The organism is Streptomyces sp. NPDC048269 (genome assembly GCF_040652395.1).
Taxonomy (GTDB): Bacteria; Actinomycetota; Actinomycetes; order Streptomycetales; family Streptomycetaceae; genus Streptomyces.
This window is the reverse complement of the sequence record NZ_JBEZLW010000003.1, coordinates 146,651-166,385: the sequence shown is the minus strand read 5'-3', so window position 1 is coordinate 166,385 and position 19,735 is coordinate 146,651. Positions and strand designations below refer to the sequence as shown.

Sequence of the window (19,735 nt, the reverse complement as noted above, 5' to 3'; positions counted from 1 at the left end):
AGCAACTCTGGGCGTGAACAAATGATCGAATCCCATACATACGAATTCATGGCCGTCGACGCACCGCTCGACGAGATGCAACTGGCCGATGTGCAGATGCTGGCCAACTGGTCGTGCGACAGTCCCAAGACCCTCGTGGCCAGCTCGGCCGTCAGGCCGTTCCACGCGGACCCGCGGGCACTGATGGAGCGGTACTTCGACGTCCATCTCGCCGTCTCCCCGTGGGGAACCCGCGAGGTCATCTTCAGGCTGCCGCAGGAATGCCTCTCCGTCCCGCTGGCCAGGCGGTACGGCGTGGAGGCCTGGACCGTCGACGAGCACACGCTGGTCGTGCTCCGCACCGACTTCGCCGGCGGCGCGGCGTACGCGCACGGCGAGGACGCGCTCAGCCGGCTGGCGGGTGTACGCGCGGAGCTCGCGGCCGGAGGCCGCCGCGCCCTGTACCTCGCATGGCTCGCCTCACTGGGCAACCCGGACCAGTACAGCGCGTCCGAGGTGCAGGAACTGGAAGCCGAGGAGGAGCCGCCGGTTCCGGCCGGACTGACCACCTTGGGGCCCGGCCTCTGCTCGCTCGCGGAGATCCTCTGTGTGGACCCCCGGCTGCTGGAGGTCGCCGGCAGCGCGAGTCCCGATGCCCAGTCCCATTCCCAGGCGCATCAACAGAAGCTGAGCCAGTGGATCCACCGCCTCCCGGACGTGGACAAGAACCGCCTGCTCCTCCAGGTGCTCCAAGGAGGCACGGAGCTCCCGGTGCAGGCCCGGCGGTCACATCCTCCGTCCCGGGCGTCCCACCGGTCCGTGGCGGACCTGGTGCGCGCGGCACTGGCGGTCAGCTGCGCCGAAGCCGCATGAACCACGGGCGGGCTGCCTGACCTGTCGCTCCGGTCAGGCGTTCGTGCGGCGCTTGGTGCGCAGGAGGAAGAGGGCCAGGGCCGAGGCGAGGGCCACCGTGCCCGTGCTGACGCTGATGGCGATCTGCTTGCCGCCGTCGAAGGCGAAGCTGGTGGAGACGTTCACGGCGACGGCTGCCACGAGAAGGATCCAGAGCAGGGCCTTCATGGCCGTTCCTTTCGTCGGGGGTCGGGGCCGTTCTGCCCCTTGTGGACACCACGATGCCCGCTCGCCGGGCGCGGGAGCGAGGGGGCGGTGTACCGGACCCTTGGTGTAGTCCGCTACACCAAGGGCCGGGTGGCGCGCACGCCTTCGCCGGCCAGGGCGTTCGCCTAATCTGAAGCTCATGAAAGAGAGGCTGTGGCTCGAATGGCGGGCGACGAGGCAGCTGCTGCGATCGGCCGGCCTCGCCCTGGCCTCGCTCCTGTTCCTGCCCGTCGCGGGGTTCACCGCGGTCGCCACCTTGCTGGTGATCGGCGCGGGCGTACTGCCCGAAACGGTCCTGCTGTTGCGCAGGGTCGCCGGGCTCAAGCGCCGCGAGGTGGAGAACTGGACGGGTGAGCAGGTCCCGGAGGCGTACGTACCCCTCGTCGGCGGACTCTCGGTCCGCGTACGGACGGCGGTCGCCGATCCCGGAACCTACCGGGACCTGCGGTGGCTGGCCGCGCACTTCCTCTACGGCTGGCTGCTGGCCTACGCCGCCCTGCTCGTCTGGATCATCGGCCTGATGGTCGACGGCATCTGGTGCGGGGTGCTGGGGCACCGGGCCGTGCTGCTGCCCCACATCGGGCGGCTGGCCGCCCTGGACGCGGCCTGGTCCCGCACTCTGCTGGAGCCCTCCCCGGACGCCCGGCGCAGCGCGGAACTCGCCGAGCGCGTCGAGGAGCTGACCGCCACCCGGGCCGGGGCGGTCGCCGCGCACGGCGCCGAACTGCGGCGCATCGAGCGTGACCTGCACGACGGGACCCAGGCCCGCCTGGTCGCCCTGTCGATGCGGGTGGGGCTGGCCAGGAGGGCGTACGACAACAACCCGGACGCCACTCGCAAACTGCTCGACGACGCGCAGGACCAGGTCCAGGAAGCCCTCACCGAACTGCGCCACGTGGTGCGCGGCATCCATCCGCCGATCCTCACCGACCGCGGACTCACCGGCGCCGTACGGGCGCTGGCCGCGGGCAGCGCGCTGGAGGTCGAGGTGGCCGAGGAGGACCTGGAGGGCGGTTCGCGCCCGCCGGCCGCGGTCGAGGCGGCGGCGTACTTCGCGGTCGCCGAGGCGCTGACCAACGCCGCAAAGCACAGCGGATCCGAGCGAGCCCGGGTGGAACTGTCCCGGGCAACCCGCGCGTTGAAGATCGTGGTGCGCGACGAAGGACACGGGGGCGCCGACGAGGCGGGCGGCAGCGGGCTGCTCGGCATGCGGCGGCGGATCGCGGCGCTCGACGGCATCGTCCAGGTGTCGAGCCCCGTCGGGGGGCCGACCGTGATCGAAGTGGAGCTTCCGTGCGTGTGGTGATCGCCGAGGACAACGCCCTGCTGCGGGAAGGACTCGTACTGCTGCTCACCTCCGCGGGCCACGAGGTGGTCGCCGTCGCGGCCAGCGGCCCCGAGGTGCTCCCGGCGCTGCTCGAACACCGGCCGGACGTGGCCGTGCTGGACGTGCGGATGCCGCCCGGCTTCCGGGACGAGGGGCTGCGCGCGGCGCTCGCGGCGCGGGCGGAGATACCGGGACTCCCGGTGCTCGTGCTGTCGCAGTACGTCGAGGAGACCTACGCGGCCGAACTGCTCGGCGGCGGCGCGAGCGGCGTCGGCTATCTGCTCAAGGACCGGATCGGCCGGGTCGACGAGTTCCTCGACGCCCTGGACCGGGTCTCCGCGGGCGGTACCGCGCTGGACCCGGAGGTGGTGGCGGAACTCCTCGCGAAACGCAAGGACGATCCGATCGACTCCCTGACCCCGCGCGAGCGGGAGGTCCTGCAGCTGATGGCGGAGGGGCGGGACAACGCCACGATCGCCGCGCACCTGGTGGTCACGGAGCGGGCGGTGAGCAAGCACATCGGGAACGTGTTCCTCAAGCTCGGGCTCCCGCCGAGCGACAGCGGCCACCGTCGGGTCCTGGCGGTCCTCGCCTACCTGAACAAGAGGTTCCGTACGTGAAATATTCATGCCGGAAACGTGAGTCTGGCGCTACCGCGCGCTGAAGTCCCGCCCGCATACTCGTTCTTGATGATCGAGCGGGACAGCGACCACGGCGGCGACGGCAACTGCGGCCACTACAGCAACCAGTCGGCGTCGCGCGCGATCTTGATGCCGTCCACCCGGTTCCGGGCCTGCAGCTTGGTCACCGTGGTGGTCAGGTAGTTGCGAACGGTGCCGAGGGAGAGCTGGAGGTGTCTGGCTATCTCGACCGGCTCCAGTCCGTCCGCGGCCAGTCGCAGCACTTCGGTCTCGCGGCTGCTCCAGGTCGTCCTCCAGGTTCAGCAGCGCCACCAGGGCGCCGCGCACCATGTTCATGTCTTCGGCCAGCAGGATGCGGATCGTCATGGGGAAGGGTCCTCCCGGTTCAGGCGGCGGGGTCCCGGACGCCGAGCTCGGTGTCGTCGGGGTCGGCGAGTCTGCGCAGCGGCCGTGCCGGGGCCCGGGCGACCAGCTCGAAGGTGTCGCCGGAGCCGCGGGTGACGGTGAGCACGCCGGAGGCCGACAGCAGCCGTTCGCGCAGGTTGCCCAGACCGCTGCCGCTGTGGGGTGACACGTCACGGTAGGAGGGGTCCACACCGTCGTTGGAAACGGACAGGCGCACCCAGTCGTCGTCCTGGGTCGCCGTGATCGTGCAGGTGGTGGCGCGGGAATGCCGCAGCAGGTTGGTGACCGCCTCGCGCAGGACGGCGGCCAGTACGGAGTCGACCTGCCGGTCCACGGTGGAATCCAGCCGGATCTCCACCCGCACCTCTACGTCCGCGGCCTCCAGCAGGGACTGGGCCGAACGCATCTCCTGTTCCAGGGACATGCTGCGCAGGCCGCTGGAGACCACGCGCACGTCGGCGAGCGACTGGCGGGATATGGCGAGCACTTCGCTGACCTCCTCCATCGCGCGTCCCGGATGGGAGGGGATCAGCCGGTGGATCAGCTCGCCCTTGAGGGTGATCGCCGACAGCCCCGGCACCACCCCGGAGGGCCTGCGCGAGCTGTGCGAACGGCTGGACCCGGCCCGGGAGCCCGGCCGGCTGGTCCTGATCACCCGCCTCGGCGCGGGGAAGGCCGCCGACCTGCTGCCGCCGCTGCTGCGAGCCGTACGCTCCGCCGGACACGCGCCGGTGTGGGCCTGCGACCCGATGCACGGCAACACCATCGTCTCCGACAGCGGCTACAAGACCCGCAGGCTGTCCGATGTCACCGCCGAAGTCGCCGAATTCTTCGCCGTACACCGGGAAGAGGGCACGCACCCCGGGGGAATTCACCTCGAACTCACCGGTGACGACGTCACCGAATGCCTCGGCGGTGATCTGCAGGAGATCGTCGACGGGCAGCTCGGCACACGGTACGAGACGGCCTGCGATCCGCGGCTCAATGCCGTGCAGTCACTCGAACTCGCCTTTGCCGTAGGCGACTTGCTGCGCTCGGGGTATTCCGCCTGAGCGGGCGATTAGGCGAGGACTTAAGGACCTTGTGACGCCGATCGGGCGGGTGGAAACATCTCGCACGCCAGCCTACGAAAGGGAAACTCCCATGCCGCTCGCGATCGAGGCCGAGGGACTGGTCAAACGGTACCGGGAGACGACGGCCCTGCGGGACGTCGACCTCGCGGTGCCGGCCGGCACCGTCCACGGCGTCCTCGGCCCCAACGGGGCCGGGAAGACGACGCCGTACGCATCCTCGCGACCCTGCTGACCCCGGACGCCGGCCGGGCGACGGTCGGCGGGTACGACCTGATCCGCGACCCGGTCGGGGTGCGCGGCGTGATCGGCCTGACGGGCCAGTACGCGGCGCTCGACGAGGAACTCAGCGCCGTCGAGAACCTCACGCTCATCGGCCGGCTGCTGCGGCTGCCGGCCGCCGACGCGCGGGCCCGCGCCCGTGAACTCCTCGCCGACTTCGGTCTCACCGAGGCCGAGGGCCGCCCGGTGAAGACGTACTCGGGCGGCATGCGCCGCCGCGCCGACCTCGCGGCCAGCCTGGTCGGCCGGCCGTTGGTGCTCTACCTGGACGAGCCGACCACCGGCCTCGACCCGCACAGCCGCAACGAGGTCTGGGACACCGTCCGGGGCCTCCTCGCGGGCGGGGTCACCGTCCTGCTCACCACGCAGTACCTCGAAGAGGCCGACCAGCTCGCCGACCACATCACCGTCTTCAACCACGGCACGGTCGTCGCCGAGGGCCGTCCGGACGAACTCAAGCGGATGGCGGGCGGCCAGACGCTGGAGGTACGGGCCGCCCGGCGCGACCAGGTGGACACCGTCGCCCAGATCATGCTCGGCCTCACCGGCCAGCTGCCCGCACGCGACGAGGACACCGGCCGGCTCACCGTGCCGGTGCAGGACCCGATGATCCTCTCCGCCCTGGTCCACAAGCTCGACGGGGCCGACGTGGCCTTCGACGAGCTCGGGCTGCGGTTGCCCACGATGGACGAGACGTTCCTCGCGATCACCAGCCCGGGCGGCGTACGGGCCCCCCTCACGGAAGAGAAGCTTCGATGACGACCCCCACCCGTGCGGCGCGCCGCCGCATAGGCCCGCTGGAAGCGGTCGGGAACGCGCTGTCCCTGGCCTCCCGGAACGTCACCAAGCTCAGGAAGAACCCTGACGCCCTGGTCGACGTGACGCTCCAGCCGCTGCTGATGCTGTTCATGTTCACGTTCCTGTTCAGCGGCGCCATCGCCGGCGGCGACCGGGACGGCTACCTCCAGCAACTCGTCCCGGGCCTGCTGGTGTTCAGCCCGCTGTTCGTCACCATCGGCAGTGGCGCTGTGCACGGACATCTCCAAGGGCTTCTTCTACCGGCTGCGCAGCCTCCCCTCGATCCTGGCCGGCATCCTGGTCCGCACCCCGGCGGCCGTCCCCGGCGTCCTGATCGGCGCGGTCATGCCGCTCAGCTTCGGCAGCAACGTCTTCGCCCCCGCCGAGACCATGCCGGGCTGGCTGCAGACCTGGGTGAACATCAACCCGGTCACCCTGATGACCGACGTCAACCGTTCGCTGCTGCTTGGCGAGGGCCCGCTGACGGGCCCGCTGCTGGGCGGTCTGGCCTGGATGGCGGCCTTTTTCGCGGTGTTCTTCCCGCTGTCGATGCGCGCGTACCGGCACCGCCTGGGCAGGTAGCCCGGAGGAAGGGAACGCAGGGGCGGCAGCGGCCGGGGGGCAGCTGCCGCCCCGTCTCGCGTCCTCGCCTCCGCTCACCGTTCGACGGGCAGACCGGTCGGCTCCTTGATGCGCTTCATGATGATCTGCGAGTTGACCTCGGTGACCCCGGACAGTGCGGTCAGCTTCTCGATCCACAGGCGTTCGTACGCGCGCAGGTCCGCGACCGCGATCCGCAGCAGGCAGCCGGGACTGCCGAAGAGGCGGTACGCCTCGATGACGTCGGGGATGTCCTGCAGGGCCGCCTCGAAGGCCTCGACCGCCTCACGGTCACGGCGCACCTCCACCGAGACGAGCACCTCGAACCCACGGCCGACCGCCTCGGGGGAGATCACGGCGCGATATCCCTGGATCACCCCGTCCTGTTCCAGCTGCCGCACCCGGCGCATACAGGGGGAGGGGGTCAGTCCCACGCGCTGGGCGAGCTCCTGGTTGCTGAGCCGGCCGTCCGCCTGGAGCTCGCGCAAGATATCCCGGTCGATGGCATCCATTGCGCAATTATCACCCACCCAGTGTGACAACGGGGGCCAAAGAAGCAATCGCATTGCGCGTAGATATCCCTATGATTGCCGTTTCAGTACACGTGTGCGAGTTCGCGCGCGCGAGTGACCAGGAATACGAGGAAAGGGCGGCCACGGCCATGGGACGGATCGTCGTCATCAGCACCGGCGGGACGATAGCCAGCCGTTGGCAGGGCTCGGGTTTCGCGGCGGACGCCGACGGCAGCGAGGTCATGGCCACCGCGCCGTTGCCCGAGGGCATCAGCGTCGAGCTGGTGGACCTGTTCAGCGTGAACAGCCCGCGGCTCACCACGGCCCACCAGCTCACCCTGCTGCGTACCGTGCACGAGGTCCTCGCCGACCCCGGCGTGGACGGCATCGTCGTCACGCACGGCACGGACACCCTCGAAGAATCGGCGTTCCTCGTCGACCTGCACCACCACGACCCGCGCTCCGTGGTGTTCACCGGCTCGCAGCGGCCCATGGGCACCGCCGACGGCGACGGACCGGGCAACCTCTACGACGCGCTGCTCACCGCCGCCACCACCCGCGGGCTGGGCGTGCTGATCGCCTTCGCCGGCCGGGTGCACGCCGCCCGCGGCACCGTGAAGACCCAGGCCGTGGACCTGGACGCGTTCGCCGACCCCTCGAAGGAACTCCTCGGCAAGGTCGGCTTCGGCAAGGTCGCCGTCCTGCGCACCCCCCAGCGCCCCGCCCCCCTCCCGCTGCCCGCGATGCCCGAACTCCCGCCGCGCGTGGACGTGGTGGTGCACCACGCCGACGGCGACCCGGTGCTGCTGAACGCCGCCGTCGCGGCCGGCGCGCGGGGCCTCGTCCTCGTCGGGACCGGCGCGGGCAACGCGACCCCCGAGATCGTGGACGCCGTCAAGGCCGCCATCGGGCGCGGCGTGCTGGTCGCGCTCACCACGCGTGTGATGGCCGGCCCGGTCACCGAGATATACACCCACGGTGGCGCGGTGGACCTGGTCGCGGCCGGAGCCGTACCGACGGGCACCCTGCGCGCGGGCCAGGCCCGCATCGCAGTCCTCTCCGCACTGCTGTCCTCCACGGACAGCGCGGAGCAGACCCGCGTCCTGCGCGAAGCCCTCTCCGCCGAGGGCCCGGTCCTGGTCGGGGCCTAGTACGTCACCCTGCGCTGCACCTGACCGGACGGCGCCCGGTGGGCGCCGTCCGGCCGTTCAGTTCCCGAAGGCCGCCAGGATCCGGTCCGCCGCCGAGGTCGGCGTGACCGAGCCCGCCCGCACCGCGGCTTCCAGCTCGGGCGCCAGGTCCCGTACCGACGGGTCCGAACGAAGCCGCTCCAGCAGTTCCTCGCGGACCATCGACCAGGTCCACTCCACCTGCTGGGACGCCCGCTTCGCCGCCAGCCGCCCGCCCGCGGCCAGCAGGGTGCGGTGCTGTTCGAGGCGGTTCCACACCTCGTCCAGGCCTGCCGACTCGCGGGCGCTGCACGTCAGGACCGGCGGGGTCCACGCCGCGTCGGCCGGGTGCATCAGGCGCAGCGCGCCCGACAGTTCACGGGCGGCCGCCTTGGCGTCCCGCTCGTGCGGGCCGTCCGCCTTGTTGACGGCGAGGACGTCCGCCAGCTCCAGGACGCCCTTCTTGATGCCCTGCAGCTGGTCGCCCGTGCGGGCCAGGGAGAGCAGCAGGAAGGAGTCGACCATCCCCGCCACCGTGGTCTCCGACTGGCCCACGCCGACCGTCTCGACGAGGACCACGTCGTAACCCGCCGCCTCCATCACGATCATCGACTCGCGCGTGGCCTTCGCGACCCCGCCCAGCGTCCCGGCCGAGGGCGACGGGCGGACGAAGGCCGCCGGGTCGACCGCCAGCCGCTCCATCCGCGTCTTGTCGCCGAGGATGGAGCCGCCCGTGCGCTTCGACGACGGGTCGACCGCCAGGACCGCGACCTTGTGGCCCAGGCCGGTCAGCATCGTGCCGAACGCGTCGATGAACGTGGACTTGCCCACCCCCGGCACCCCGCTGATGCCGATCCGGCGCGCCTTCCCGGCGTGCGGGAGGAGTTCCGTCAACAGGCCCTGGGCCAGGGCCCGGTGCGCGGGCAGGGTGGACTCGACGAGCGTGATCGCGCGCGCGATGAACGCGCGCTTCCCGTCGAGCACCCCCTTCGCGTAGGCCTGGATGTCGATCTTCGGCACCGGCAGCCGCCTACAGCTCGTGGCCCAGATCCGCGGCCAGCCGCGTCACCAGGTCGTGGGCGGCGTCCGGGATCACCGTGCCGGGCGGGAACACCGCCGTGGCGCCCATCTCCAGCAGCGTGGGGACATCGGCCGGCGGGATGACCCCACCCACGACGATCATGATGTCCTCGCGGCCCTCCGCCGCCAACTGCTCGCGCAGCGCCGGTACGAGGGTCAGGTGGCCGGCCGCCAGCGACGAGACGCCCACCACGTGGACGTCCGCCTCGACGGCCTGGCGGGCCACCTCCGCCGGGGTCTGGAACAGCGGGCCGACGTCCACGTCGAAGCCCAGGTCGGCGAAGGCGGTCGCGATCACCTTCTGGCCGCGGTCGTGGCCGTCCTGGCCCATCTTGGCGACCAGGATGCGCGGACGGCGGCCCTCCGCCTCCTCGAACCGGTCGACCAGGGCGCGGGTGCGCTCCACGGACGGGGACTCGCCTGCTTCGGTGCGGTACACACCCGAGATCGTACGGATCTGGCTCGCGTGCCGCCCGTACACCTTCTCCAATGCGTCGGAGATCTCACCCACCGTCGCCTTGGCGCGCGCCGCGTCGACCGCCAGGGCCAGCAGGTTGCCGTCGCCGCGCCCGGCCGCGTTCGTCAGCGCCCGCAGGGTGTCCTGGGTGACCGCCTCGTCGCGCTCCTCGCGCAGTCGCCGCAGCTTGGCGATCTGCTGGGAGCGGACCGAGGAGTTGTCGACCTTGAGGACGTCGATCTGCTCGTCCGTCTCCACGCGGTACTTGTTCACGCCGATCACCGGCTGCCGGCCCGAGTCGATCCGCGCCTGCGTCCGCGCCGCGGCCTCCTCCACGCGCAGCTTCGGGATGCCCGCGTCGATGGCCTGCGCCATGCCGCCGGCCGCCTCGACCTCCTCGATGTGCTGCCAGGCCCGCCGGGCCAGGTCGTACGTCAGCTTCTCGACGTACGCGCTGCCGCCCCACGGGTCGATCGACCGGCAGGTCCCCGACTCCTGCTGCAGCAGCAGCTGGGTGTTGCGGGCGATGCGCGCCGAGAAGTCCGTCGGCAGCGCGAGCGCCTCGTCGAGGGCGTTGGTGTGCAGTGACTGGGTGTGGCCCTGGGTCGCCGCCATCGCCTCGATGCACGTGCGGGTCACGTTGTTGAAGACGTCCTGCGCGGTCAGAGACCAGCCGGAGGTCTGCGAATGCGTGCGCAACGACAGCGACTTGGCGTTCTGCGGGTCGAACTGCTTGACCAGGCGCGCCCACAGCAGGCGGGCGGCGCGCAGCTTCGCGACCTCCATGAAGAAGTTCATGCCGATCGCCCAGAAGAACGACAGGCGCGGCGCGAACGCGTCCACGTCCAGTCCGACGGCCTGCCCGGCCCGCAGGTACTCCACACCGTCCGCGAGGGTGTACGCCAGCTCCAGGTCGGCCGTGGCCCCGGCCTCCTGGATGTGGTAGCCGGAGATGGAGATCGAGTTGTACCGCGGCATCTTCTGCGAGGTGAACGCGAAGATGTCGGAGATGATCCGCATCGAGGGCTTGGGCGGGTAGATGTAGGTGTTGCGGACCATGAACTCCTTGAGGATGTCGTTCTGGATGGTCCCGGCGAGCTTGTCGGGGGAGACGCCCTGCTCCTCCGCCGCCACGATGTACAGGGCGAGAACGGGCAGCACCGCGCCGTTCATCGTCATCGACACCGACATCTTGTCGAGCGGGATCCCGTCGAACAGCTGCCGCATGTCATAGATCGAGTCGATGGCCACGCCGGCCATGCCCACGTCGCCGGTGACGCGCGGGTGGTCGCTGTCGTAGCCGCGGTGCGTCGGCAGGTCGAAGGCCACCGACAGGCCCTTCTGACCGGACGCCAGGTTGCGCCGGTAGAAGGCGTTCGACTCCTCGGCCGTGGAGAAACCGGCGTACTGCCGGATCGTCCAGGGCTGGTTGACGTACATCGTCGGGTACGGGCCGCGCAGGTACGGGGCCACGCCCGGGTAGGTCCGGAGGAAGTCCAGGCCCTCCAGGTCCCGGCCCGTGTACAGCGGCTTGACGCCGATGCCCTCGGGGGTCTCCCACAGCAGGTCCGCGGCCGCGGTGCCGGTGGACTCCTTCACCGCGGAGCGCCACTGGTCCTCGCAGACCCCGGCGGCGGCGGTGGGGCCGAGCGCCAGCTCGGAGAAATCGGGGATGCTCAAGACGGCACTCCCATCCGGTCGAGTACGGAGGACAGCACGGCGACGGCGTCACAGCCGGCGAAGACGTACTCGTCCACGGAAGCCTCTGCGGTACCCGGCTTGCCGGCGAGGAACACGGTCGTGGCACCCGCGTCGCGCAGGGCCCCGGCCACCGCCTCGGCCTGCTCCTCGTACAGCGCGTCGCTGGAACACAGCACGGCCATGCCGTCGGCGCCGCTCGCGGCGTACGCCTCGGCGGCCGTCGCCGGGTCCACGGACACCGGGTCGTGCACCGGTTCGATGCCGCCCGCCTGGAACAGGTTCGAGGCGAAGGTGGCCCGCGCGGTGTGCGCGGCCGCCGGACCCAGCGCGGCCAGGAAGATCCTCGGCCGGGCGCCGGTCGCCGCCAGGTGTGCGTCGCTGCGGGCGCGCAGCGCCTCGTACGCCTCGTCGCGCCGGACCCGGGGAAGCCCCCCGGTGGGCGCGGGGGGTGCGCTCTCGCGGACCACCGGCTTCTCCGACAGCAGCGGGAACTCGCTGACACCGGTGATCGGTTCGCGGCGCTTGGCCAGCTTCTTCGAGCGGACGGCCCAGGTGGCGGCCAGCCGTTCGGCGACCAGCCCGGAGCGCAGGGCGGCGGCCTGGCCGCCCGCCTTCTCCACGGTCTGGAAGAACTCCCAGGCAGCGTTCGCGAGTTCGTCGGTGAGCCGCTCGACGTAGTACGAACCGCCCGCCGGGTCGATCACGCGGGCCAGGTGCGACTCCTCCAGCAGGATCGTGGAGGTGTTGCGGGCGATCCGGCGCGCGAACGCGTCCGGCAGCCCCAGCTCGTTGTCGAAGGGGAGCACGGTGACGGAGTCCGCGCCGCCCACACCCGCGGCCATGCAGGCCACGGTGGTGCGCAGCATGTTCACCCACGGGTCGCGGCGGGTCATCATCACCGGCGAGGTCACCGCGTGCTGGAGCTGGGCGCCCGCCTCCGGGGCCCCCGAGGCCTCGGCGACACGGGCCCACAGGCGGCGCGCGGCGCGCAGCTTGGCGATCGTGAGGAACTGGTCGGCCGTGGCCGCGTAGCGGAACTCCAGCTGGCCGAGGGCCGCCGCGGTGCTCAGGCCGGCTTCGGTGAGGGCGCGCAGGTAGGCGACGCCGGTGGCCAGGGACAGGCCCAGCTCCTCGGCGGCGCTGCCGCCGGCCTCGTGGTACGGCAGGGCGTCCACGGTCAGGGCGCGGACCCCGGGGTAACCGGAGGCGGCTTCCCGGGCCAGGGACACGGCGTCGGCCATGTCGAGGGCCTCGCCCGTACGGGCCTCGTGGCCCAGGGGGTCGGCGCCGAGACTCGCCCGTACCGCGGTGGGCCGCATCCCGCGCTCGGCACACAGGCCGAGGAACGCCCGCGCGGCCTCCGCGTATTCGGCTCCGGCGTCCAGGGAGACCGGGGCGAGGTCCAGGTAGACCCCGTCCAGCGCCCGGGCGAGCCCGTCGACCGGGACGCCGCCGCGGCCCGCGGTCAGCCAGAGGGAGGTGACCCCGTTCTCCAGGTCTGCGAGGACCGCCTCGTTCACGCGTGCGGGATCGGTGCCCGCGAGGCGCTGGCGCACGTCCCAGCCGCTCGCGGTGGTGCCTTCCGGCCTGCCGCCCCGTACGAAGGGGGCGAATCCGGGGAAACCGGTGTCGGGAGCCGCCCCGTCGGGCGGCGCGGTGTACAGCGGGCGGGTGGTGAGCCCGTCCTCGAGTGGGGTGGACAACGCTTCTTCAGCGGCCTCGCCGGAGGCTTCCTTGCCCGACTTGCGCAGTACGCCCTCTACAAGGCGCTGCCACTGCTCATGCGTCGCGTCAGGGAACTCGGCGGCCAGGGAGAGCCCGTCGTCAGGCAGGACCGTCATGGCTCGAATGTAGGGGAGGGCGCTCAGGTGGCACCATACCGAGCGGTGTGATCTCGCCCTCTCACGGCGTACCGAACGGATCCTGGAAACCAGGCTGAGCAGCACGATTGCCGCCTCTCCGGGAGTACGGCAGGTCCCGCGCGCGGTACCGACGATCCGTGGGAGGCCGGTGCGGACGTGCGGGAGCTCCGTCGCGGCGCCCCGGATCTCCGCAGGATCTCCTCAGGATGTCCCTCGTGCAGGACACCCGGCCGCTCGGTCACGACCATGACCGCCGGATTGAAGACATCCCACAGAAGAGCCGCCACGCGGCGCTCTACGCGGGCGCGCTCGCGCAGCAGCAGCCGATCGGGCGCGTCCACAGGGTCGCCGGTGGCGGCCGCGGCCACCGGCAGCTCGCCGGACGGGTCCGCCGGCATGACGCCGCGGCGCACCGCCGCGGCGCACCGCCGCGGCGCACCGACTCGGCGCCGATCGCGGTGCCGGACGCCGTCGCCCGGAGGCAGCCGGTACGTCCACACGCACCGGGAGTCCATGAGCGGGGCACCTGCAGCTGGGCAAGGCCGCCCGCAGGCCGAGCCCGGGCCGGGGCCCTGGTGCACGGTCCCCCCGTTGCCGAGAGCCGGGGCATTGACGGCCGCCCGACCAGCACCGGCCGTACGCGTCACGAGGTCCTCGGGGGCGGGGGCGGGGGTTGGGGGCGTCCCCTCAGAGCATGACGAACCCCCGTGCCCGGGCCCACCGTCGACCGGCCGCCTGGCGAAGGACCGCCGAGGACCGGACGGTCGGTCCGGCTACGCCGGGGGCTCGGCGGGGTGGGGGTTCGGTTCGCCGGCCCGGGGCAGGGCGCCTCGGCTGCGGCGGTCCGGGATTCGGCGGTGTCCTGGCAGGACTTCGCGGGGCCGGGGACGGGGCGGGGTTCGGCTGCGCCGGAGGCGGCGGGGCGGTGCGGGCCCCTGCCGGGAGCCTGACGGGGTGTGGGGGTGGCCGCGCCCGGCAGCTTTGTCAGGTGTTGGAGCCGCGCCCGGGGGCACCTCCCGGTGGGAGCTGGGGGGATCCAGGCGCGGGTGTCCGGGGGCGGAGCCCACGGTTCCGGGAAGGGGCTGGGTGGGGGAGGGATCCGGGCTGCGGCGGCCGGATCTCGGCGAGTGCGTGGCCGCCGCGTTGCGGGGCCATGAAATCCGGCCACGGTTTTCGGCCGCCATGACCAGGACGACGTACCTCTCTCGGTACAGGAAAGCCCAGGTCGCAGTGGGTGAACGGGCCCGGCCGAGGCCTCAGGGGTGGCCGCCCGCCGAGGGTTGACCGGTGGCGGGAGCGCTGACACGCTCCGAGCCATGTCCGCGAACGAACTCCTCGCCCCGCGGCTCCACACCACCGGCCTCTGTTGTACTGGGCCGGGCGAGTGTCCGGGCCGCCGCTGTCCGGCCCCGCGCCGCGCCTGACCCGGCTGCCCCCAAGACCCGGTCCAAGGCCCAGCCCTACGTCCGGCCCTGAGCCCAGCCTCGTGGACCGGCCTCGGTCCGCCTCATGATCCGGTTTCACGGGCCGGGCTCGGCCCCGAGGTCCGGCCTCAGGCCCCCGGTTCCGAAGTCCGGCCCGGTTCTCCATGGCTCGGTTCCATGGTCCGGCTCGGAAGCCCGTCCCGGGGCCCCGTCCCAGGGCCGGTTCGAGGGGCCGGCCTCAGGCTCCGGTTCCGAGGCCTGGTTCGAAGGTCCGGTCTCAGGCTCTGGTTCCGAGGTCTCGGCTCTACGGCCGGGTTCCGTGGCCTGGTTCAAGGTCCTGTCCCGAGGTCTGGTTCCAAGGTCCGGTCTCAGGCGCCAGTTCCGAGGCCTGGTTCGAAGGTCCGGTCTCAGGCTCCGGTTCCGAGGTCTCGGCTCTACGGCTGGGGTCCTTGGCCTGGTTCAAGGTCCGGTTCCGAGGTCCGGTCCAGGTTCTGGTTCCGAGGCCTGGTTCCAAGGTTCCGGCTTCAAGCTCGGCCCCGAGGCCCGGCCCCAGGCTCCGCCCGCACGGCCCGGCGTCAAGGTCCGGACCGAAGGGTCGACGCCACGGCCCCGTCCCCACGGCCCGACCGCAAGCTCGGCCCGCCCACCGTCCGGGGAGGCCGTGGCCGCCCGCCCGCCCGCCCCGCCGTGCCCCCGGCCGGCTCCGCCCCCGGCCGGCTCCGCCCCCGGCCGGCTCCGCCCCCGGCCGGCTCCGTGTCCCCTCCGCCCGCCGGCCCGCCCCGTATGCCCGTTTACTCCGCTGCCGGAATCGACCCCAGGGAGTCCCCATGGCCACCGCAGTCACCCCCGTCACCATCACGAAGATCGGCGGCCGCATCGGCGCCGAGATCAGCGGCGTACGCCTCGGCGGCGATCTGCCCGGTGCCGCCGTCGCCGAGATCCGCGCCGCGCTCCTCGCCCACAAGGTCGTCTTCTTCCGCAGCCAGGACCACCTCGACGAAGCCGGCCACGAGGCCTTCGCCCAGTTGCTCGGCACGCCCGTCGCGCACCCCACCGTCCCCTCCGCCGACGGCCGTTACGCCCTCGGCATCGACTCCCACCACGGCGCCCGCGCCAACCAGTGGCACACCGACGTCACCTTCGTCCCCGCCTACCCGGCCTTTTCCATCCTCCGCGCCGTCACCATCCCCCCCGTACGGCGGCAACACCCTCTGGGCCAACACCGCCACCGCCTACGGCAACCTCCCCGAGCCCCTCCGGGCGCTCGCCGACGGCCTGCGCGCCGTCCACTCCAACGAGTACGACTACGCCGCGCTGAAGCCCGACGCCCTGCCCGAGGCGCTGGCCCAGTACCGCGAGGTCTTCACCTCCACCGCGTTCCGCACCGAGCACCCCGTGGTGCGCGTCCACCCCGAGACCGGCGAACGCACCCTGCTGCTCGGCAACTTCGTCCAGCGCATCCAGGGCTTCACGGGCCGCGACTCCCGCCTCCTCCAGGACCTCTTCCAGGCCCACATCGAGAGTCCCGAGAACACCGTCCGCTGGCAGTGGCGGGCCGGCGACGTCGCCATCTGGGACAACCGCGCCACCCAGCACTACGGCGTGGACGACTCCGACGAGCACGAGCGCATCCTGCGCCGCGTCACCGTCGACGGCGACATCCCGGTCGGCCCCAACGGCGAGCCCTCCCGGCTGATCAGCCCGGAGGCCGTCCCGGACCCCTCCTTCGGCATCGCCTCCGGAGCTTCGAACGCCTCCACGGCCTCCACCACCTCCACCGCCTCCGCCTGACCGTCCAGCTCCCGTACGACACCCAAGGAGCCCCCGTGCCCCACCTGCTCGCCCTCACCGGCAGCCCGTCGCTCCACTCCCGTACCGAGGTCGTCGCCGACCACGTGCTGGGCCGCCTCTCCCATTCCGGCTTCGACACCGCGCACCTCCCCGTCCGCGACCTCCCGGCCGCCGACCTGCTCTCCGCCCGGCGCGGCGAGCCCGAGATCCGCCGGGCACTCGAAGCCGTTGCCGGGGCCGACGGGATCGTCATCGCGACCCCGGTCTACAAGGCCTCGTACACCGGCCTGCTCAAGGCCTTCCTCGACCTCCTCCCGCAGGACGGCCTGGCCGGCAAGACGGTGCTGCCGCTGGTCACCGGCGGCAGTCTCGCCCACGTCCTGACCATCGACTACGCCCTGCGCCCCGTGCTCGCCGCCCTCGGCGCCCGGCACGTCACCGCCGGGAGGTTCGTCCTCGACTCCTCGGTCGAGCGCGGTTCCGGCCCCGACCGGCTGCGGCCCGAGGCGGAGCTGGACCTCTTCCAGGCCGTCGACGAGTTCGCCGACGCCCTGCGTTCCGCGACGCACACCACCGCGCTCACCGCCGCCCCGTAATACAGCCCGCTCCGCGACCAGCACCCACAAGGAACCGTCATGCCTGCAGCCCTCGCCTCGACCTCCACCTCCCGGCGCCAGTTCCTGACCCTGCTCGGCATCTCGGCGGCCGCGGTGAGCTGCGGCACGGCCACCGCCACCGGCGGCGGATCCGGCTCCGGCCCGCAGGTCAAGACCCTGAAGTACCAGGGCTCGGTCGGCGCGGTCACGCTCCCCGAACTCGCCGCGGACCTCGGCTACTTCGAGGACGTAAAACTCGAATGGGTCGGCAACACCATCAGCGGCCCGCAGGACATCCAGTCCGCCGCCACCGGCCAGACCCACTTCGGCAGCGCCTTCAACGGCGCGGTCATCAAGCTCGCCGCCGGCAACGCGCCTATCAAGGCGGTCATCTCCTCCTACGGTTCGGACCAGTACTCCTACGCCGGCTACTTCGTCCTGGAGGACAGCCCGATCCGCTCCGCCCGCGACCTGATCGGCAAGAAGGTCGGCATGAACACCCTGGGCGCCCACTACCAGGCCCTGCTCGACACCTACCTGAGCCGCAACGGCCTGTCCGAGGCGGACGCGGCCAAGGTCGAGGCCCTGGTCGTACCGCCCGTCAACACCGAACAGGCCCTGCGCGCCAAGCAGATCGAGGTCGGGGTGCTCACCGGCATCCTGCGAGACAAGGCCATCGCCTCCGGCGGCATCCGCCCGCTGTTCACCGATGTGGATCTGCTCGGCCCGTTCAGTGCGGGCACCTACATCATGACCGAGCGTTTCATCAAGCAGAACCCGGACACCGTACGGACCTTCGTCACGGGCGTGGCCAAGGCCATCGAGTGGTCCCGCACCACTCCGCGCGAGGAGGCCGTCGCCCGGATGACCGAGATCGTCAAGAAGCGCGGCCGCAACGAGGACACCTCCGCCCTGCAGTACTGGCGCTCGTACGGGATCGCCGAGACGGGCGGCCGGATACCCGACAAGGAGTTCCAGCTCTGGCTCGACTGGCTCGGCGAGCGGGGCGAGATCAAGCAGGGCCGGTTCGAGCCGTCCGACCTCTACACCAATGAGTTCAACGGCTACGGAAAGGGCTGACCCGACATGGCGAAGATCGTGTTCGAGGGAGTGCGAAAGACCTTCGGGGACTTCACCGCTCTCGACGGCATCGACCTGGAGATCCGCAGCGGGGAGTTCCTCGTGGTCGTCGGCCCCAGCGGCTGCGGCAAGTCCACGCTCCTCGACCTCCTCGGCGGACTGTCGGCCCCCACGGCCGGGCGGATCCTGCTCGACGGCAAGCAGGTCACCGGGCCGGGGCTGGACCGGGGCATCGTCTTCCAGCAGTACGCGCTGTTGCCGTGGCGCACCGCCCAGGGCAACGTCGAGTTCGGCCTGGAGGCCACCGGTGTGCCACGCCGGCAACGCGCTGCCCGGGCGAAGGAGTTCCTGGACCTGGTCGGGCTGACCGGCTTCGAGGACCGGCACCCGCACCAGCTGTCCGGCGGCATGCGCCAGCGCGTCGCCATCGCCCGCTCGCTGGCGTACGACCCGGACGTGCTGCTGATGGACGAGCCGTTCGCCGCGCTCGACGCGCAGACCCGCGAGTCCCTCCAGGACGAGCTGCGCCGCATCTGGCAGAGCACCGGCAAGACCGTCGTCTTCATCACGCACGGCATCGAGGAGGCCGTCTACCTCGGGCAGCGGGTGGCGGTCATGACCTCCCGGCCCGGCCGGGTCAAGGAGGTCGTCCCGGTCTCCTTCGGCGACCGCGAGGGACTGCTGGGGGAGGCCCTGCGGTCCAGCCCGGAGTTCGCCCGCTACCGGCACGAGATCTGGAACCTCCTCCACGACGAGGTGGCCCGAGCCCAGCAACTGGAGAAGGAGGCGGCAGCCGCATGACCACCGGAACCGACACCACCGCCCCGGCGGCCGCGGGCCCCACGGCCCCGGCCCCGTCCGAGCCCGCCCCCGCCGCCGGGACCACCGCGGCCGCCGCGGGGACCGCCCCGGCCGGAGCCCCTGTCATCAAGACCCCTGCCCCGGCACCCACCCCTGCCCCGGCACCCACCCCTGCCCCGGCACCCACCCCTGCCCCGGCACCCACCCCTGCCGCGGCCCCCGCCCCGGCGTCGATCCCTGCCTCCACCCGTACGAAGTCCGGCGCACCGGCGGTCGTACGCGTCCTGAAGGCCGTCGCCGTCCGGACCGCCGCGATCCTCGCCCTGATCGCCCTCTGGGAGATCGCCCCGCGCGCCGGCCTGGTCGACGCCACCTTCCTGCCTCCCATCAGCGAGGTCGCCGTCGCCTGGTGGGAGCTGGCCGGCGACGGCCAGCTCGCCGAGCACACCCGGGCCAGCCTGATCCGCTCCTTCGGCGGCTTCGGCATTGCCGTGGCCATCGCCGTCCCGCTCGGCCTGCTCATCGGCTGGTACCGGCCCCTCGCCGACTTCCTCGGGCCGCTGCTGGAGGTCTTCCGCAACACCGCGGCCCTCGCGCTGCTCCCGGTCTTCGTGCTGCTCCTCGGCATCGGCGAGACCTCGAAGGTGTCGATCGTGGTCTACGCCTGCCTCTGGCCCGTCCTGCTCAACACCATCAGCGCCGTCCGGAACGCCGACCCCACCCTGATCCGGCTCGCCCGGTCGATGGACCTCTCCACGCCCCGCCTGTTCCAGAAGGTGATCCTCCCGTCCTCGGTCCCGGCCATCTTCACCGGCATCCGGCTCGCAGGCGCCGTCTCCATCCTCGTCCTCGTGGCCGCCGAGATGATCGGCGCGAAAGCGGGACTCGGCTATCTGATCAACGCCTCGCAGTTCAACTTCGCGATCCCGCAGATGTACGCGGGCATCATCACGATCTCCGCGATCGGCGTCGCCTTCAACCAGCTCCTCGTCACCGTCGAACGCCGCCTCAGCCTCTGGCGCGTCCCCGCCTCTTCCTAGG

The 19,735-nt window shown here is 72.0% G+C and carries 15 protein-coding genes and 4 pseudogenes; 12 read left to right on the top strand and 7 right to left on the bottom strand.

Annotation, left to right across the window (positions count from 1 at the left end; genetic code table 11):
• Nucleotides 1-48 precede the first annotated feature (48 nt).
• Nucleotides 49-852, top strand: a complete 804-nt coding sequence (locus tag AB0D48_RS04755; protein ID WP_362390770.1) for a hypothetical protein — start codon at nt 49-51, stop codon at nt 850-852.
• 33 nt (nt 853-885) lie between these two features.
• Here AB0D48_RS04755 and AB0D48_RS04750 read toward each other — a convergent pair whose 3' ends face one another.
• On the bottom strand, nt 886-1,059 hold the full coding sequence (locus tag AB0D48_RS04750) for a hypothetical protein (protein ID WP_362390768.1): 174 nt from the start codon (nt 1,057-1,059) through the stop codon (nt 886-888).
• Nucleotides 1,060-1,237: 178 nt separating this feature from the next.
• Here AB0D48_RS04750 and AB0D48_RS04745 point away from each other — a divergent pair, with 178 nt between their 5' ends.
• Both AB0D48_RS04745 and AB0D48_RS04740 read left to right on the top strand, forming a co-directional pair.
• On the top strand, nt 1,238-2,404 hold the full coding sequence (locus AB0D48_RS04745) for a histidine kinase (protein ID WP_362390766.1): 1,167 nt from the start codon (nt 1,238-1,240) through the stop codon (nt 2,402-2,404).
• Complete coding sequence (locus AB0D48_RS04740) at nt 2,392-3,045, top strand: response regulator transcription factor (RefSeq protein ID WP_362390764.1); 654 nt, start codon at nt 2,392-2,394, stop codon at nt 3,043-3,045. Before AB0D48_RS04745 ends, AB0D48_RS04740 begins: the two co-directional genes overlap by 13 nt.
• Nucleotides 3,046-3,161: 116 nt before the next feature.
• Here AB0D48_RS04740 and AB0D48_RS04735 read toward each other — a convergent pair.
• Together AB0D48_RS04735 and AB0D48_RS04730 are read right to left on the bottom strand one after the other, a co-directional pair.
• Nucleotides 3,162-3,347 (bottom strand): annotated as a pseudogene (locus tag AB0D48_RS04735) (helix-turn-helix transcriptional regulator); the annotation flags it as partial.
• Nucleotides 3,348-3,451: 104 nt separating this feature from the next.
• A complete protein-coding gene (locus tag AB0D48_RS04730; protein ID WP_362390762.1) occupies nt 3,452-4,054 on the bottom strand; it encodes an ATP-binding protein in 603 nt (200 codons plus the stop codon).
• Nucleotides 4,055-4,064: 10 nt separating this feature from the next.
• On the opposite strand from AB0D48_RS04730, the pseudogene AB0D48_RS04725 reads away from it, so the two are divergent.
• The 3 genes and pseudogenes from AB0D48_RS04725 to AB0D48_RS04715 form a co-directional block, all read left to right on the top strand.
• Nucleotides 4,065-4,523, top strand: a pseudogene (locus AB0D48_RS04725) (3-deoxy-7-phosphoheptulonate synthase); the annotation flags it as partial.
• A gap of 91 nt (nt 4,524-4,614) precedes the next feature.
• A pseudogene (locus AB0D48_RS04720) lies at nt 4,615-5,582 on the top strand (ATP-binding cassette domain-containing protein).
• A gap of 261 nt (nt 5,583-5,843) precedes the next feature.
• Nucleotides 5,844-6,203, top strand: a complete 360-nt coding sequence (locus AB0D48_RS04715; RefSeq protein WP_362390760.1) for an ABC transporter permease — start codon at nt 5,844-5,846, stop codon at nt 6,201-6,203.
• A gap of 74 nt (nt 6,204-6,277) precedes the next feature.
• On the opposite strand, the gene AB0D48_RS04710 is transcribed toward AB0D48_RS04715, so the two are convergent.
• Complete coding sequence (locus AB0D48_RS04710) at nt 6,278-6,733, bottom strand: Lrp/AsnC family transcriptional regulator (RefSeq protein ID WP_362390758.1); 456 nt, start codon at nt 6,731-6,733, stop codon at nt 6,278-6,280.
• 149 nt (nt 6,734-6,882) lie between these two features.
• On the opposite strand from AB0D48_RS04710, the gene AB0D48_RS04705 reads away from it, so the two are divergent.
• Entirely contained in the window at nt 6,883-7,884 is a 1,002-nt protein-coding gene (locus AB0D48_RS04705; RefSeq protein ID WP_362390756.1) for an asparaginase, read from the top strand.
• Between the two features lie 57 nt (nt 7,885-7,941).
• On the opposite strand, the gene meaB is transcribed toward AB0D48_RS04705, so the two are convergent.
• The 3 genes from meaB to AB0D48_RS04690 are packed head-to-tail and all read right to left on the bottom strand — an operon-like array spanning nt 7,942 to nt 12,981.
• Nucleotides 7,942-8,922 (bottom strand): methylmalonyl Co-A mutase-associated GTPase MeaB, encoded by a 981-nt coding sequence (gene meaB, locus AB0D48_RS04700; RefSeq protein WP_362390754.1) that lies wholly within the window; start codon nt 8,920-8,922, stop codon nt 7,942-7,944.
• A 10-nt stretch (nt 8,923-8,932) separates the two neighbouring features.
• Entirely contained in the window at nt 8,933-11,119 is a 2,187-nt protein-coding gene (gene scpA / locus AB0D48_RS04695) for a methylmalonyl-CoA mutase (protein WP_362390752.1), read from the bottom strand.
• On the bottom strand, nt 11,116-12,981 hold the full coding sequence (locus AB0D48_RS04690; protein ID WP_362390750.1) for a methylmalonyl-CoA mutase family protein: 1,866 nt from the start codon (nt 12,979-12,981) through the stop codon (nt 11,116-11,118). The genes scpA and AB0D48_RS04690 overlap by 4 nt, the downstream gene beginning before the upstream one ends.
• A gap of 2,272 nt (nt 12,982-15,253) precedes the next feature.
• Between AB0D48_RS04690 and AB0D48_RS04685 the strand changes: the two are divergent.
• The 5 genes and pseudogenes from AB0D48_RS04685 to AB0D48_RS04665 all read left to right on the top strand — a co-directional run bounded on the left by AB0D48_RS04685 (nt 15,254) and on the right by AB0D48_RS04665 (nt 19,734).
• Nucleotides 15,254-16,217 (top strand): annotated as a pseudogene (locus tag AB0D48_RS04685) (TauD/TfdA family dioxygenase).
• 35 nt (nt 16,218-16,252) lie between these two features.
• The gene (gene ssuE / locus AB0D48_RS04680) at nt 16,253-16,813 is read left to right on the top strand and encodes an NADPH-dependent FMN reductase (protein WP_362390748.1); all 561 of its coding nucleotides are present in this window, start codon (nt 16,253-16,255) and stop codon (nt 16,811-16,813) included.
• 39 nt (nt 16,814-16,852) lie between these two features.
• On the top strand, nt 16,853-17,893 hold the full coding sequence (locus tag AB0D48_RS04675) for an ABC transporter substrate-binding protein (protein WP_362390746.1): 1,041 nt from the start codon (nt 16,853-16,855) through the stop codon (nt 17,891-17,893).
• 6 nt (nt 17,894-17,899) lie between these two features.
• Complete coding sequence (locus AB0D48_RS04670; RefSeq protein ID WP_362390744.1) at nt 17,900-18,694, top strand: ABC transporter ATP-binding protein; 795 nt, start codon at nt 17,900-17,902, stop codon at nt 18,692-18,694.
• Complete coding sequence (locus AB0D48_RS04665; RefSeq protein ID WP_362390742.1) at nt 18,691-19,734, top strand: ABC transporter permease; 1,044 nt, start codon at nt 18,691-18,693, stop codon at nt 19,732-19,734. The genes AB0D48_RS04670 and AB0D48_RS04665 overlap by 4 nt, the downstream gene beginning before the upstream one ends.
• Nucleotide 19,735 lies beyond the last annotated feature (1 nt).